Annotated in this window: 15 protein-coding genes; 10 read left to right on the top strand and 5 right to left on the bottom strand. The window is 64.0% G+C overall.

Annotation, left to right across the window (positions count from 1 at the left end; all coding sequences use genetic code 11):
• Window positions 1–2 precede the first annotated feature (2 nt).
• The gene (rnd, locus tag Q1A36_RS07145) at window positions 3–1,172 is read right to left on the bottom strand and encodes a ribonuclease D (RefSeq protein ID WP_299841614.1); all 1,170 of its coding nucleotides are present in this window, start codon (window positions 1,170–1,172) and stop codon (window positions 3–5) included.
• A 114-nt stretch (window positions 1,173–1,286) separates the two neighbouring features.
• On the bottom strand, window positions 1,287–2,417 hold the full coding sequence (gene tgt / locus Q1A36_RS07140) for a tRNA guanosine(34) transglycosylase Tgt (RefSeq protein WP_299841446.1): 1,131 nt from the start codon (window positions 2,415–2,417) through the stop codon (window positions 1,287–1,289).
• Window positions 2,418–2,572: 155 nt separating this feature from the next.
• Between tgt and Q1A36_RS07135 the strand changes: the two genes are divergently transcribed.
• From Q1A36_RS07135 to Q1A36_RS07120, 4 genes are all read left to right on the top strand, one after another.
• On the top strand, window positions 2,573–2,932 hold the full coding sequence (locus Q1A36_RS07135) for an SUF system Fe-S cluster assembly protein (protein WP_101751862.1): 360 nt from the start codon (window positions 2,573–2,575) through the stop codon (window positions 2,930–2,932).
• Between the two features lie 75 nt (window positions 2,933–3,007).
• The gene (locus Q1A36_RS07130) at window positions 3,008–3,382 is read left to right on the top strand and encodes an iron-sulfur cluster assembly accessory protein (RefSeq protein WP_299841441.1); all 375 of its coding nucleotides are present in this window, start codon (window positions 3,008–3,010) and stop codon (window positions 3,380–3,382) included.
• 79 nt (window positions 3,383–3,461) lie between these two features.
• Window positions 3,462–4,214 carry a triose-phosphate isomerase gene (gene tpiA, locus Q1A36_RS07125; protein WP_299841439.1) on the top strand — a complete coding sequence of 251 codons (753 nt, stop codon included), beginning with the start codon at window positions 3,462–3,464 and terminating at the stop codon, window positions 4,212–4,214.
• Window positions 4,215–4,372: 158 nt separating this feature from the next.
• Entirely contained in the window at window positions 4,373–5,740 is a 1,368-nt protein-coding gene (locus Q1A36_RS07120; RefSeq protein WP_299841437.1) for an oligosaccharide flippase family protein, read from the top strand.
• Between the two features lie 41 nt (window positions 5,741–5,781).
• Here Q1A36_RS07120 and Q1A36_RS07115 read toward each other — a convergent pair whose 3' ends face one another.
• A complete protein-coding gene (locus Q1A36_RS07115; RefSeq protein ID WP_299841436.1) occupies window positions 5,782–7,284 on the bottom strand; it encodes a Wzz/FepE/Etk N-terminal domain-containing protein in 1,503 nt (500 codons plus the stop codon).
• 4 nt (window positions 7,285–7,288) lie between these two features.
• Window positions 7,289–7,849 (bottom strand): chromosome partitioning protein, encoded by a 561-nt coding sequence (locus tag Q1A36_RS07110; protein ID WP_366141553.1) that lies wholly within the window; start codon window positions 7,847–7,849, stop codon window positions 7,289–7,291.
• 120 nt (window positions 7,850–7,969) lie between these two features.
• Between Q1A36_RS07110 and Q1A36_RS21455 the strand changes: the two genes are divergently transcribed.
• The 4 genes from Q1A36_RS21455 to Q1A36_RS07095 all read left to right on the top strand — a co-directional run bounded on the left by Q1A36_RS21455 (window position 7,970) and on the right by Q1A36_RS07095 (window position 10,924).
• The gene (locus tag Q1A36_RS21455) at window positions 7,970–8,575 is read left to right on the top strand and encodes a glycosyltransferase family A protein (RefSeq protein WP_366141552.1); all 606 of its coding nucleotides are present in this window, start codon (window positions 7,970–7,972) and stop codon (window positions 8,573–8,575) included.
• The gene (locus tag Q1A36_RS21450; RefSeq protein ID WP_366141551.1) at window positions 8,559–9,098 is read left to right on the top strand and encodes a glycosyltransferase family 2 protein; all 540 of its coding nucleotides are present in this window, start codon (window positions 8,559–8,561) and stop codon (window positions 9,096–9,098) included. Before Q1A36_RS21455 ends, Q1A36_RS21450 begins: the two co-directional genes overlap by 17 nt.
• Window positions 9,095–9,922, top strand: a complete 828-nt coding sequence (locus Q1A36_RS07100; RefSeq protein ID WP_299841432.1) for a glycosyltransferase family 2 protein — start codon at window positions 9,095–9,097, stop codon at window positions 9,920–9,922. Before Q1A36_RS21450 ends, Q1A36_RS07100 begins: the two co-directional genes overlap by 4 nt.
• Before the next feature lie 414 nt (window positions 9,923–10,336).
• On the top strand, window positions 10,337–10,924 hold the full coding sequence (locus Q1A36_RS07095; RefSeq protein WP_299841430.1) for a sugar transferase: 588 nt from the start codon (window positions 10,337–10,339) through the stop codon (window positions 10,922–10,924).
• Window positions 10,925–10,990: 66 nt separating this feature from the next.
• Here Q1A36_RS07095 and Q1A36_RS07090 read toward each other — a convergent pair whose 3' ends face one another.
• Window positions 10,991–11,185 carry a hypothetical protein gene (locus Q1A36_RS07090; protein WP_299841428.1) on the bottom strand — a complete coding sequence of 65 codons (195 nt, stop codon included), beginning with the start codon at window positions 11,183–11,185 and terminating at the stop codon, window positions 10,991–10,993.
• A gap of 530 nt (window positions 11,186–11,715) precedes the next feature.
• Between Q1A36_RS07090 and Q1A36_RS07085 the strand changes: the two genes are divergently transcribed.
• On the top strand, window positions 11,716–12,882 hold the full coding sequence (locus Q1A36_RS07085) for an acyl-CoA dehydrogenase family protein (protein WP_299841426.1): 1,167 nt from the start codon (window positions 11,716–11,718) through the stop codon (window positions 12,880–12,882).
• Window positions 12,882–14,030, top strand: a complete 1,149-nt coding sequence (locus Q1A36_RS07080) for a CaiB/BaiF CoA-transferase family protein (RefSeq protein ID WP_299841424.1) — start codon at window positions 12,882–12,884, stop codon at window positions 14,028–14,030. Before Q1A36_RS07085 ends, Q1A36_RS07080 begins: the two co-directional genes overlap by 1 nt.
• Window positions 14,031–14,107: the final 77 nt, after the last annotated feature.

Below are 14,107 nucleotides of genomic sequence, written 5' to 3'. Positions count from 1 at the left end.
GCTCAGCCGATCGGAACGACGCGCACCATGCCGCCCTCGGCCGAAAGCGCGATCTGCCCCCCGGCCAGACGCAGCGCATCGGCGCCAAAGACCTCGGCCCGCCAGCCCGACAGCGCCGGCACGTCGCGCGCGCCGCTGGCAATCGCGTCGAGATCGGCGGCCGAGGCGATCAATTTCGAAGCAACGCCGGTCTCGTCTGACTTGGCCTTCAACAGCACCCGCAGCAGATCGGCCAGCGCCGGGTTGCCCGGACGGCCCGGCTCGGTCTTTTCCGGCTCGGGCAGATCGCGCGCCTCCTGCCCGGCCTTCACCGCCGCGAGGATACCTGCCGCGATCTCGCCCCGCCGCGCCTCGCGCAGCAGCAGACGCGACTTGCCCAGATCGCCCTCGTCCGCCGGCTTGGTCGAGGCCAGCTCGATCATCGCATCGTCCTTGTAGACCCGCGAGCGCGGCACGTCGCGTTCCTGCGCATAGGTCTCGCGGAAGCGGGCCAGTTCGCGCAGGATGGCAAGGAAGCGCGGCGAGTTCGAGCGCGTGCGCACCCGCTGCCAGGCATCCTCGGGCCGGGTGATATAGGTCTCGGGGTCTTCCAGCACGCCGATCTCCTCGGCCAGCCAGCTTTCGCGCCCGGATTTCCTCAGCTGTGCCGCCAGGTGTTCGTAGATTTGGCGCAGATGGGTCACATCGGCCAGCGCATAGGCCTTTTGCGCATCCGACAGGGGCCGGCGCGACCAGTCGGTGAAGCGCGAGGACTTGTCCAGATCGGCCTTGACGATCTTGCGCACCAGCGTCTCGTAGCCGACCTGCTCGCCAAAGCCGCAGACCATGGCCGCGACCTGCGTGTCGAACAGCGGTTCGGGGAAGATGCCGGCATCGTGGAAGAAGATCTCCAGATCCTGCCGCGCGGCGTGGAACACCTTGACCGTCGCCTTGTGGCGGAAGAGGTCATAAAGCGGCTCCAGCGACAGGCCCTTCACCATCGGATCGACCAGCACCGCCTGCCCGCCCGCGATCTTGGCGGTCGAGGCGGGTGGCAGGGCCATCTGGATCAGGCAGAGCTTGGAATAATAGGTCCGCTCGCGCAGGAATTCGGTATCGAGCGTGACATAGGCCTCGGCCTTGGCGGCCTCGCAGAATTTGGCCAGCTCTTCGGTCGTGGTTATGGTGGTGATCTTGTCGCTCATGCGGCCCATACAGTTGAAAAGGGGCGGTTCGTCCGCCTGGATCGCAAATCCTTAGGCGGTCGCCCGTGAAAAGAAAAGCGCGAGCATCGGCGCAGACTGCCGTTACAGCGGCGGAATATCGCCGCCTTCGCGCATCGCGTGAAATTCCGCGACGAAATCATCCAGACGCTGCGCCGCGATCGCCTCGCGCAGCCCTGCCATCAATTCCTGATAATAATGCAGGTTGTGCCAGGTCAACAACATGCCCGAGATCATCTCGCCCGAGCGGAAGACATGGTGCAGATAGGCGCGGCTGTAGCCGGTGCAGGCCGGGCAGCTGCAGGCCTCGTCCAGCGGGCGCGGGTCGTCGGCATGGCGGGCGTTCTTGATGTTCACCTGCCCGCGCCGGGTCCAGGCCTGCCCGGTGCGGCCCGAGCGCGAGGGCAGCACGCAATCCATCATGTCGATGCCGCGCTGGACGGCGCCGACGATGTCATCGGGCTTGCCCACCCCCATCAGGTAGCGCGGCCGATCCTCGGGCAAGAGGCCGGGGGCATAGTCGAGCACACCCAGCATCGCCTCCTGCCCCTCGCCCACGGCAAGACCGCCGATGGCATAACCCTCGAAGCCGATGGCTTTCAGCGCCTCGGCACTTTCCTCGCGCAATTCGCGAGTAACACCGCCCTGCATGATCCCGAAGAGCGCATGGCCCGGACGGTCGCCGAAGGCGTCGCGTGACCGCTGCGCCCACCGCATCGACAGGCGCATGGATTTCGCCACATCCTCTTCCGCCGCCGGCAGGGCCGGGCATTCGTCGAAGGCCATGACGATATCGCTGCCCAGCAGGCGCTGGATCTCCATGCTGGTCTCGGGCGAGAGGAAATGCTTCGAGCCGTCGACATGGCTGGAAAAGGTCACGCCCTCCTCGGTCAGCTTGCGCAGGCCGGCAAGGCTCATCACCTGGAACCCGCCGCTATCGGTCAGGATCGGGCGCTGCCAGTTCATGAACCGGTGAAGCCCGCCCAGCCTTGCGATCCGTTCGGCCCCCGGCCGCAGCATCAGGTGATAGGTGTTGCCCAGCAGGATGTCGGCCCCGGTCTGGCGCACGCTTTCGGGCAGCATCGCCTTGACCGTCGCGGCGGTGCCCACCGGCATGAAGGCCGGGGTGCGCACCTCGCCCCTCGGGGTGTGGATGGTGCCGGTGCGGGCGCGGCCATCGGTGGCGTTGAGGGCAAAGGAAAATCGGTCGGTCATGGCGGGGTCCGGGATCTGCAACCGTGCGTCCTTACCGGCTTTGCTCGGCTGGCGCAACGCGGGCGCAAAACACGGCTGTCTTTGAGGCGCCTCGCCCTCTGGACCCGAGGCCGATCGAGGCCTATATAAACTGTCGGAATTGCCGAGGACATGACATGAGCTCTGAGCCCCTGATGGAAGGCGCGCCGCTGATCCGGCCATCGACGACCGAGCATCCGCTCTACGAGCAGGTGGTCGAGGCGTGCAAGACCGTCTATGACCCGGAGATCCCGGTGAACATCTTCGATCTGGGCCTGATCTACACAATCGAGATCGATGCCGAAAACGCGGTGAACGTGGTCATGACCCTGACCGCCCCCGGCTGTCCCGTCGCCGGCGAGATGCCGGGCTGGGTCGCCGATGCCATCGAACCCCTGCCCGGGGTGAAGCAGGTCGATGTCGCCATGACCTTCGATCCGCAATGGGGCATGGACATGATGTCCGACGAGGCCCGGCTGGAACTGGGATTCATGTAAGCGGCGCTGCCGCCGGCACTTGAGCCGGTCGGGCCGCGACCTTATCTATGGCATAAAGGATCGAAAGGCCCAGCCATGTTCGGAATTCCGGGGAAAAGCCCCGTCACCATCACCCCCGCCGCCGAGCGGCAGATTGCCCGGCTGATGACGGGCAAGCGGGCCGTCGGTCTGCGCATCGGCCTGAAAAAGGGCGGCTGCGCCGGGATGGAATACACGATGGAGCTAGCCCAGGCTGCCGACAAGGCCGACGAGGTGGTCGAACAGGGCGAGGCGCGGGTGCTGATCGCGCCGATGGCGCAGATGTTCCTGTTCGGGACGGTGATCGATTACGAAACCGGCCTGTTGGAATCCGGCTTCAAGTTCCGCAACCCGAATGTCACCGACACCTGCGGCTGCGGTGAATCCATCCGCTTCGAGCCGCTGGAAGGCGCGCGCGCGCAAGGCGCCTGAGCCCCTTGTTGCGCCCCGCCTTGATCCTTGCGCGGGGGCAGCTTAATCCCGTCCTCGAGAAATCGCAGGAGGGATAATCATGGCACCGCGTAAGCTTGCCGCCGGAAACTGGAAGATGAACGGCGATCTGGCCGCGCTGGATCAGATCGACGCGCTGACGCGTGGTGTCGCCGCGCCGGGCTGCGATGTGCTGATCTGCCCGCCCGCCGTGCTTATCCATCCGATGGCCGCCCGTGTCTCGGGCCTTGCTGGCAACATTTCCGTCGGCGGACAGGATTGCCATGCCGCCGCCTCCGGCGCGCATACCGGCGACATCTCGGCGGCGCAGTTGAAGGATGCGGGTGCGAGCCATGTGATCCTCGGCCATTCCGAGCGCCGCACCGATCATGGCGAGACCGATGCCGAAGTTGCGGCCAAGGCGGCAGCAGCGCATCGGGCCGGGCTGGTGGCGATCATCTGCGTCGGCGAAAGCGAGGCACAGCGCGACGCCGGCGAGACTCTGGACGTGATCGCCGCGCAACTGGCGGGCTCGATCCCCGAGGGGGCCACTGCCGCCAATACGGTGATCGCCTATGAACCGATCTGGGCCATCGGCACCGGCCGCACCCCCACCAACGACCAGATCGCCGAGGTTCACCAGCTGATGCGCGACCGCCTTGCCGTGCGTTTCGCCGATGGCGACGAGATGAGCCTGCTCTACGGTGGCAGCGTCAAACCGGGCAATGCGGCCGAGATCTTTGCCATCGCTCATGTGAACGGCGCGCTGGTCGGCGGCGCCAGCCTGAAGGCCAGCGATTTCGGCCCGATCGTCACGGCGCTTGGCACGGCGTAAGCGACGGGTCCTATGGTGGACGCAAGGATGATTGAAAACCCTCGGGTTTACATGCCATCCTTCATTGTCGCCGGGGATTCGCCGCCGATCCCGCACGACCTCTGATCAGAGTGGTCCGTGACCGAGTTGCTTTCGTTACACGAGGACCGACCGCCCAGATGATCCGACGCCTGACCTCCCGGCTTTATCACGATGAGGGCCTGTCGTGGCGCGCCCTGCGCAGCGGCATGTGGATCCTGGCCGGCTTTGGTGGCGGGCAGGCCCTGCGCCTTGTGGTTAATCTGGCACTCGCGCGGCTGCTGTTCCCCAGCGCCTTCGGCACCATGGCGCTGATCATGGTGCTGATTCAGGGGCTGAACAACTTTTCCGATGTCGGCACCCGACCCTCGGTGTTGCGCAGTCCGCGCGGCGATGACCCGGATTTCCTCAACACCGCCTGGACCATCGAGATCATGCGTGGCGTGGCACTGTGGCTGGCCTGCTGTGCCATGGCCGTGCCCTTCGCCCGCTTTTATGACGCCCCCGAGCTTGCGCCCTATCTCTTTGTCGCGGGCTTCGGCACGGTCATCCATGGGCTGACGCCGATGCGGGTCCTGACGGCCGAGCGGCACATGTCCCTGCGTCAGGTCACCAAGGCCGATCTGCTGTCGCAGGTAATCACCTCGGTCATGCTGGTCATCCTTGCATGGATCACCGGCTCGGTCTGGGCCATGGTGGTGATGCTGGCCATTGGCGGCATCGTGCGCATCCTGATCATTCTGTGGATGATCCCGGGCCATCATGACCGCCTGCATTGGGATCGCGCGGCCGTCCATGAGCTGACCAGCTTTGGCAAATGGATCTTTCCAAGCACGATCATGGGCTTTCTGATCGGTCAGGGCGACAAGGCGATCCTTGGCCGCTATCTCTCGCTGACCCAGCTTGGCCTCTACAATATCGGCTTCTTCCTCGCCAGCTTCCCCCTGATGCTGGGGGGAGCGATCGTGTCCCGGATCATGATTCCGCTTTACCGGGAATCACCGCCCAGTGCCGGTCGCGACGAGTTCGACCGCGTCCGCCGCATCCGCTTTGCCCTGACGGGGGGGATCGTGTTCGCAACCCTGCTCGTCGCCTTTCTGGGCCCGTGGATCGTCGATCTGCTTTACGATGATCGATATCGGGAATCCGGGATCATGATCACGCTGATCGCGAGCGTGGTGGTACCGCAGATCATCCTGCTGGGGAATGATCTTCCGGCGCTGGCTGCCGGAGATTCCCGGGGCTTTTTCTATCTGACCGCCGCCCGCGCCGTGTTGTTTCTCAGTTGCTTCTGGTTCGGCTCGCATGTCGCCGGCCTCTATGGCGCGCTGATCGGGCAGGCGGTCGGCAATATCCTCTCCTACCCGGCGGTCGCCTTGCTGGCCCGGCGGCATAAGGCCTGGGATCCCCTGCATGACGGGGTCTTTGCCCTGATCGCGGCGATCGGGCTATCGCTGATCCTGTTGCCGAGGCTCGACCAGATCCGGGCCTTGACGCAGGTCGGCTGAACCCGGCGGGTTACACCTGTGCTGCCCGTTCGTCGGCCGTTTCAGCTGCTGGGGACACCGACCCGCACCGAGGGCGGCAGCATCCGAGCCAGCCATTCGGGCATCAGATCGATCAACCACAGGGTTGCGACCAAGGCGGCCAACAGCAGGAAGCCGATATAGACGAACCTGATCGTCAGCCAGGTCCGGTCGCGCGCCGTCGGTCGATAACCGAGCGCGATCAGCGGGCGCAGGCCGGTAACGGCCTCGAACTGTCGCGCATTGCGCAGCACCGGGTTCATCAGGTCCAGAAGCAGCGCCAGACCACCCGACACGGCAATGCTGAGAAACGTCCCCAGGATGGCGCTGCGCTTGCGGTTCGAGGCGACCGGAAACTCGGGAGGAATCGCCGGTTCGAGGATCACCATGTTCTCGGTCTGGTCATTGTCGGCCAAGAGCCGCAGCGCGTCGATCTCGGCCAGTCGCCGGGACATCTCGTTATATTGGTCGCTCAGGTTCTGCCGCGAACGCTGCATCTGCTCATAGACCTGTGCCACTTGCGGCATGCGGTTCTGCGCATTCGAGATCGCACCGCGCCGGGCCACAATCGCATCCAGATCCAGCTCCATATTCGCGACCTGTTCGTCGATCATGCTGAGCTGCCGACCCAGCCCCGCCGAGGTGGTGTCGCTGCTGCCTTCGGTGATCGCGCGGATGGTTTCTTCCAGGCGGCGAATTTCCGGATGACCCGAAGGCAGAGTCCGGCGCGCCTGCGCCAGAGCGACCTCGGTCGCGCGCAGCTGCTGGACGATGCTGCTGCTTTCATCGCTCATCTCGGTCCGCTCGAGCGCAAGGCGATCGCGGCGCAGCTGCATCAGCGCCTGCTCGGTCAGGGTTTCCCGCTGCGACAGGCTGACGAGTTCGGACTGGTGAAAGGCTCGTGCCTCAGGCAGCGAGTCCTCGTTCTCCGAGGCATAGGCTGCGATGGCCCGATCTCGAACGTCCAGATCGGTCTCGATCCGCTTCAGCTCGGTCGTCAGGAACTCCGAGGATTCGTTGATCCGCGCATCGCGGTCGCGGCGATAGCTTGTCACCACGTCATTGGCCAGATCATTGGCCACCGCGGCCGCAGTCTGTGCGGTGCCGGCGCGGGCCGAGATGACCAGCGCCGCAAGGTTCATCGAATTGTCGGGGCCAATGGCCGAAGAGGCGACGCTTTCGATCCGGGTCTGCGTCCGCATGACCTCGAGCTTGGCGCTCTCGGGCATCCTTTCGGCACCGTCGAACAGACCGTACTGACTGATCAGCCGCAGCAGATTTTCGCGCGACATCAGCCGCTGTTCGATCTGCTGCACGCGCAGCGACGCCGGTGGGGCCGAGCGAGTGACCGGGTCAAAGATCACCGGCGCATCGACCTGGATGACCGTCCGCGCCTCGTAGGCGGGAGGCGATGTGACCGCCAGGTAAAGCGACAGCAGCAGCCCGGCCAAGAGGATCGTCAGGATCAGCGGCAGGCGCCTCCAGATCAGCGATGCGAGATCGCCAATGGATTGAATCGGACCCATCGCGTTACCCCATATCCTCAGCCTTGTTCAACACGACGCCCAGAAGGGGCGGCATGTCGGCCAGCAGGCGCTGGCAATCGGTGACTTGCTGGCCGTTTCCGGCCCGGCCATCGGCGACCAGCAGCACGGCATCCATCACCGGCAAGCCAGCCAGCCCTTCATCCGTGCCAAGAACCGGGGACAGATCAAAAATCGCGAGATCGCATCCGGACTCGGCCACCAGCCGGTCGATGCGCTCACGTGTCACCTCGTCCTGCAGCAATTCGGCACCGCCCGGGATGGCGCGCCCAGAGGTGAAGCAACGCAGATTGGCATCGCCTTCGATCCGGGTCACGAACTCGTCCGGCTGCAGATCCTCGCCGCGCAGGTAGCTGATGAAGCGGAAATCGCCGGCAATGCCCATCTGCATCGCCACCGAGGGATGGCCGAGTGCCAGATCGACCAGCAAGACGTCTGAATTTGGCAGGCGCGCGGCGGCAAGCGCCAGATTGGCAGCGACATAGGTCGCCCCGGCACCATCGGTGATCGGGCAGACGCCAAGACGGCGCCAGCGCTGTCGGTTCATTTCCTGCAAAAGCCTCGTGCGCAGCACCGAGAAGCGAGATGCGACGTCCAGCTCCTCGCGCTCTGCCCGGCTCAGCGCCTTGCGGCTGCGGGGGACGGCGCTCGACGGTGCAGACTCGAGATGGTTGCCGGTGTGGTGGCGTTGTATCAAATCCGAAACTCTCCCAAACGCGCAAGCGAAAAACCATACAGCCCCACCGAAGCCCATGCTAACGTCTGGCACATGAAGTTCACAACTGCAAATGCCGATAAAGCCTTCGACATCCTGCGCGAGGCTGACAAACCCGCCATGGTTGCGGCAATCGTGATCGGCCGCAACGAGGGCGAGCGCCTGGTCGCCTGTCTGACGTCGCTGCAGGGTCAAGCGGCCCCGATCGTCTATGTTGATTCGGGGTCAACCGATGGCAGCATCACTGCAGCCAGCCGACTCGGCGCGCAGGTTCTGCAGCTGGATACCTCCATTCCCTTCACTGCCGCGCGGGCGCGCAATACCGGGCTGCAACACCTGCTGGATCAGGGTCACGGTGAAGGCTTGGTGCAGTTCGTCGATGGAGATTGCCAGATCGAGCCGGCCTGGATCGATACCGCCCGCGCCGCCCTGGCTGCCGATCCGCAACTGGGCGTCGTCGCCGGGCGGCGGCGCGAACGTTTTCCCGAGGCCTCGATCTACAACCGGCTCTGCGATACCGAATGGGATACGCCGGTCGGCCATGGCGGTCGGCGGTGACATGATGGCGCGGATCGAGGTGCTGGCGGCGATCGGCGGCTATCGCGACGACATGATTGCCGGCGAGGAACCCGAGATGTGCCTGCGCCTGCGCCAAAGCGGCATGACCATTCGCCGGCTCGACGTGCCGATGACCCTCCATGACGCCGATATGCACCGCTTCGGCCAATGGTGGCGCCGCGCCCGTCGTGCGGGACATGCCTTTGCCGAGGGCAGCTGGCTGCATCGCAGCGGCGTCGAACCCTTCTGGCGGCGCGAGACCCGGCGCGCGCTGATTTGGGCGCTGGTGATCCCCGCGCTGATCCTGATGGCGGCGCTGCTGATCGGGCCATGGGCGCTTCTGGCGCTGCTGGTTTATCCGTTGCAGGTGGCGCGTATGGCCCGGCGCGAGGGGAGCGATGGTGACGGCCGGCTGCGCGCCGTTTTCCTGATGCTGTCGAAGTTTCCCGAGGCCATGGGCATCTCGGAATTCCACCTGCGCCGCCTCTTGGGGCGCAAGGCCGGGTTGATCGAGTACAAATGAACGGATTGAGCGTCATCATACCGGCCAGCAACGAAGCCGGCTACATCACCCGCTGCCTAAAGGCGGTGCTGGCTCAGGATCATGACGGACCCGTCCAGATTGTCGTGGTGGCGAATGGCTGTCGTGACGATACCGCCGAGCAGGCGCGCGCCATGCAGGGCGCATTCACCGCTCGCGGCTGGCCGCTCGAGGTGATCGAGCGCGCCGAAGGCGGCAAGATCCCGTCGCTGAACCTCGGCGACGATCACGCGATCCATGCGGATCGCCTGTACCTGGACGCCGATATCGTGATGGATCCGAACATGCTGGGCGCCTTGGTGCAGGCTTTGGCCGACGCGGCGCCGCGCTATGCCGGCGGGCGGCTGGTTGTTGCCCAGGCAGACAGCGCGGTGTCGCGCGCCTATGGCCGTTTCTGGTCGCGCCTGCCCTTCATGACCGGTAACGTCACTGGGGCCGGCCTCTTCGCGGTGAACGCGGCAGGCCGGGCGCGCTGGGGCCGCTTTCCGCAACTGATCTCGGACGACACCTTTGTCCGTCTGCAATTCGCCGAGGCGGAACGCGTGCGGGTCGGCTCGGAGTACAGCTGGCCGCTGGCCGAGGGTTTTGCCCGGCTGGTGCGCGTTCGTCGCCGACAGGATCGCGGCGTGCAGGAGATTGCGGGGTTGCATCCCGAACTGCTGGCGAGGCAGGGCAACACCCGACCAAGCCGTCGGCAACTTGCCGCGCTGGCGCTGCGCGATCCGCTAGGATTTGCCGCCTATGCTGCAGTCGCACTCGCCGTGCGCGCGAAGCCGGGCGAGGCGGAATGGACCCGAGGCCGCTAAACGCTCCGGTTTGAAACTCACCCAATGGTTCAGGATTTTCGGGGAGAATCACTTTTTCGCTTCGCGGAGAATTGCGCAACCTATAGTTGTGTTAATCTAAACCAATATGTTTGCGGATGCAGCAACACATCTTCACGTTGATTGCAGAGAATGCAAGTCCCTTCCACATTAAGGCTGCCGAAACGTCAACCTGATGTTTTGGATAGGTTTGGAGGCGCCTCGCCTGCAGATCGTGAAGATTTTCATAAAATCTGTTCTAACTTTGGGGGCCGGGTGTATAGTTGAGAAGTGTTGTCCCCCCCTCGAGTGTTTTTACGAATGAAGTACGGTCTTGATACAATCTCGGCTTTGGACATGTCCGAAGCCACCCAAGTAGCCGCGACCGAATCCTTCACTGGGTTCTATTCTCGGTTCATGAAGCGACCCATCGACATCCTGATTGTCCTGCTGGCCTTGCCGCTTGTCTTGCCGATTGCGCTTGTCGTTCTGGTCATGATCGCCAAGGAGGGCGGATCGCCCTTCTACACGCAGATGCGTCTCGGCAAGAGCGGCCGCAGCTTCCGCATGTGGAAGTTCCGCAGCATGGTCCGGAACGCAGACCAACAGCTGGCCGACTATCTGGATGCCAATCCCGCAGCCCGCGAAGAATGGGATCGCAGCCAGAAACTGAAGCATGATCCCCGCATCACGTCCTTCGGGCGTTTCATCCGCAAGTCCTCGCTGGATGAACTGCCACAACTGTGGAACGTGCTCGTCGGTGACATGAGCATCGTTGGCCCGCGGCCAATGATGGTCGACCAGGCCGTCCACTATCCCGGCGCAGATTACTACCACATGCGCCCGGGCGTTACCGGCCTCTGGCAGATCACCGATCGCAATGACAGCAGCTTTGCGGAACGCGCCACCTTCGACGCGGAATATGCACGCACGCTGTCCCTGTCCGGTGATGCCAGCATCATCGCACGGACCTTTGGGGTCGTGCTGCGCTGCACGGGCTACTGAGACACTTCCCATCCGCTCGTTGACGCGGCGCGGGTGAGCCGAAGACCTGATCCGGCGGCCCGATGCTTATTGGGCCGCCACAAGCTTTTTGTCTACCACGGACTTGTCGGCAGCTTCGCCGCGCTCGACGCAGCGAAAGCGAAACCACGCTGCGACGAGCGTACAAGCCGCGCCGCCGAGCGAATATGCCAGCAAACCTGCGAACAGACCCGCACCGAACAGGTAGACGACGGCAAAAGCCGCGATGGCACCAAAGGCCACACCTATGCCCAAGAGTGGTATCAGTTCCAGTTCCTTCCCCAGTCATCGCAGCGTGCAGCAGCTTTGCCTTGCACACCACAAAAAAGAACGTCTCTGCGCCTAGCTATCCCTAAAATTGCTTAAGGAAGGGTTAACGCTCGGCAAAAAACTGCCAAAACTGAACACATGCACTCATCCTCAAGTGTAACGCACCTCGAACCAATTGGTTCACACTTTCTTGCCAGAAATTCACGATTCTTTGCTAGTTGCCCGACGCCACGTCGTGCGAGCGACAGAAACTTTGACGTGGGGTAAGAAAGGCCCCAGTGCTGTGCCGGTCGTTGCCCCCGGATTCGTGCCATCGCGTTCAACCGCAAGACAATGTGTCCGGCAGCGATTCGCGACGGGCTGGTCTCTGGCAGGCAAAAGCCGGCGTTGGCCATCCGTCAGGCGACTTCGGTCATTCTCAAGCCATGGATTTTTTCCTTAGGACCCGCGACACTGGCGGAGCGTGGAACCCCAACCCGCCCCCAACTCGAACGGAGTCCCCCATGTATGACCAACGCACCGACAACTATCAGGACATCCGCGACGCGGTCCGGGCGCTTTGCGCAGAGTTTCCCGACGACTACCACCGCCGCATCGACCATGAACGCGCCTATCCGGAAGAGTTCGTCGAGGCCCTGACCCGCGCCGGCTGGATGGCCGCGCTGATCCCGGAAGAATATGGCGGCTCGGGGCTGGGGCTGACCGAGGCCTCGGTCATCATGGAGGAGATCAACCGCTCGGGCGGCAATTCCGGCGCCTGTCACGGGCAGATGTATGTCATCAACACGCTGATCAAGCATGGCTCGGAGGAGCAGAAGCGCAAGTATCTGCCGCGCATCGCCACCGGCGATCTGCGCCTGCAGTCGATGGCGGTAACGGAACCCACGACCGGCTCGGACACGACCAAGATCAAGACCGTCGCCACCCGCAAGGGCGACAATTGGGTCATCAACGGCCAGAAGGTCTGGATCAGCCGGGTGCAGCATTCCGACCTGATGATCGTGCTGGCGCGCACCACCCCCGTTGATCAGGTGAAGAAGCCCTCGGACGGCATGTCGATCTTCATCGTCGATGCGAAAGAGGCGCAGGCCAAGGAGCAGCTGGTGGTGAAGCCGATCCCCAACATGGTGAACCACGAGACCAACGAGCTGTTCTTCGACAATCTCGAAGTGCCGGGGGAAAACCTGATCGGCACCGAAGGCCAGGGCTTCAAACACCTGCTCTCGGGCCTCAATGCCGAGCGCGTGCTGATTGCCGCCGAATGCATCGGCGATGGCTACTGGTTCACCGACCGGGTGGTGAAATACGCCAAGGAGCGCGTGGTCTTCGGCCGTCCCATCGGTGCCAATCAGGGCGTGCAATTCCCCATTGCCGAGGCCTTCATCGAGGTCGAGGCGGCGAACCTGATGCGTTGGCAGGCCTGCCGCCTTTACGACGCCGACCAGCCCTGCGGCGCGGAAGCCAACATGGCGAAATATCTGGCCGCGAAATCCAGCTGGGATGCGGCGAATGCCTGCATCCAGTTCCATGGCGGCTTCGGTTTCGCCAATGAATATGATGTCGAGCGCAAGTTCCGCGAGACGCGACTTTATCAGGTCGCGCCGATCTCGACCAACATGATCCTCGGTTACATCGGCCAGCATGTCCTTGGCCTGCCGAAGAGTTACTGATGGGCGCGCTTCCCCTGTCGGGCCTCACGGTCGTCGCCATCGAGCAGGCCGTGGCTGCCCCCTTCACCTCGTCACGTCTGGCCGATGCCGGCGCGCGGGTGATCAAGATCGAACGGCCCGAGGGTGATTTCGCCCGTGGCTATGACGATGTGGCCAAGGGTCAGTCGAGCTATTTCGTCTGGCTCAATCGCGGCAAGGACAGCGTCACGCTGGATCTGGCCAGCGAGGCGGGCAAGGCGGAACTGGCTCGGCTTCTGTCTGGCGCCGATGTTTTGATCCAGAACCTCAAACGCGGGGCGCTGGCGAAGCTCGGCTTCACCTTCGAGCGGCTGGAACATGACTATCCCCGCCTCATCACCTGCTCGATCACCGGCTATGGCGAGGATGGGCCGATGGCCGACCGCAAGGCCTATGACCTGTTGATCCAGGCGGAATCGGGGCTCTGCTCGATCACCGGCGGCCCGGAGGAACCGGCCCGCGTGGGCATCTCCATCGTCGATATCGCCACCGGCGCGACGGCCCATGCGGCGATCCTCGAGGCGCTGATTGCGCGGGGCATCACCGGCAAGGGGGCGAATATCTCGGTCTCGATGTTCGACGTGATGGCCGACTGGCTGACCGTGCCGCTTCTGAACCACGAGGGCGGCAAGTCGCCGCAACGCATCGGCATGGCGCACCCGTCGATCGCGCCCTATGGCACCTTCATCACCAAGGACGGCCATCCGATCCTGATCTCGGTGCAAAGCGACCGCGAATGGAGGAAGCTTGCGGAAGTGTTTCTGGGCAAGCCGGAACTGGGCACCGACCCCCTCTTCGCCACCAATGTCGCCCGCGTCACCAATCGCGCCGAGACCGATGCCGCCGTAGCCCACGGCTTCGCCCGGCTGACCGCTGACGAAGCGATCACCGCCCTGCTGGCCGCCGATGTCGCGCTGGCCTCGGTCAGCGACATGGCCCGGCTCTCAACCCATCCGCATCTGCGCCGGATCACAGTCGAGACCCCCAAGGGTCCGGTCAGCTATCCGGCACCGGCTGCGGTGTTTTCCGGCCAGTCGCGCGACTATGGCGCGGTCCCCACGCTGAAGCCGTTGCGTGCCCGCGCCTCGAAGCCGGCTCCAAAACCCGCCTCGGCAGACGACAGATCGTGAACGGCGCAGGCCGCCGATGCCGCTGCCCCGGTCAATGACAGACTGAATGAAACCTATGGCGGCGCGCATCCGTGAGG

Origin of the sequence: uncultured Paracoccus sp. (assembly GCF_947487305.1) — a bacterium.
In the GTDB taxonomy this organism is placed as follows: domain Bacteria; phylum Pseudomonadota; class Alphaproteobacteria; order Rhodobacterales; family Rhodobacteraceae; genus Paracoccus.
Note: the sequence above shows the minus strand (reverse complement) of the source record. Positions and strands in the feature narration are given on the sequence as shown.

What these genes read in the sequence shown, in the direction of transcription:
- tgt (WP_299841446.1), bottom strand. Translation starts at nt 2,417, where the DNA reads ATGACCGACCGATTTTCCTTTGCCCTCAACGCCACCGATGGCCGCGCC.
- Q1A36_RS07135 (WP_101751862.1), top strand. Translation starts at nt 2,573, where the DNA reads ATGAGCTCTGAGCCCCTGATGGAAGGCGCGCCGCTGATCCGGCCATCG.
- Q1A36_RS07130 (WP_299841441.1), top strand. Translation starts at nt 3,008, where the DNA reads ATGTTCGGAATTCCGGGGAAAAGCCCCGTCACCATCACCCCCGCCGCC.
- tpiA (WP_299841439.1), top strand. Translation starts at nt 3,462, where the DNA reads ATGGCACCGCGTAAGCTTGCCGCCGGAAACTGGAAGATGAACGGCGAT.
- Q1A36_RS07120 (WP_299841437.1), top strand. Translation starts at nt 4,373, where the DNA reads ATGATCCGACGCCTGACCTCCCGGCTTTATCACGATGAGGGCCTGTCG.
- Q1A36_RS07115 (WP_299841436.1), bottom strand. Translation starts at nt 7,284, where the DNA reads ATGGGTCCGATTCAATCCATTGGCGATCTCGCATCGCTGATCTGGAGG.
- Q1A36_RS07110 (WP_366141553.1), bottom strand. Translation starts at nt 7,849, where the DNA reads ATGAACCGACAGCGCTGGCGCCGTCTTGGCGTCTGCCCGATCACCGAT.
- Q1A36_RS21455 (WP_366141552.1), top strand. Translation starts at nt 7,970, where the DNA reads ATGGTTGCCGGTGTGGTGGCGTTGTATCAAATCCGAAACTCTCCCAAA.
- Q1A36_RS21450 (WP_366141551.1), top strand. Translation starts at nt 8,559, where the DNA reads ATGGCGGTCGGCGGTGACATGATGGCGCGGATCGAGGTGCTGGCGGCG.
- Q1A36_RS07100 (WP_299841432.1), top strand. Translation starts at nt 9,095, where the DNA reads ATGAACGGATTGAGCGTCATCATACCGGCCAGCAACGAAGCCGGCTAC.
- Q1A36_RS07095 (WP_299841430.1), top strand. Translation starts at nt 10,337, where the DNA reads ATGAAGCGACCCATCGACATCCTGATTGTCCTGCTGGCCTTGCCGCTT.
- Q1A36_RS07085 (WP_299841426.1), top strand. Translation starts at nt 11,716, where the DNA reads ATGTATGACCAACGCACCGACAACTATCAGGACATCCGCGACGCGGTC.
- Q1A36_RS07080 (WP_299841424.1), top strand. Translation starts at nt 12,882, where the DNA reads ATGGGCGCGCTTCCCCTGTCGGGCCTCACGGTCGTCGCCATCGAGCAG.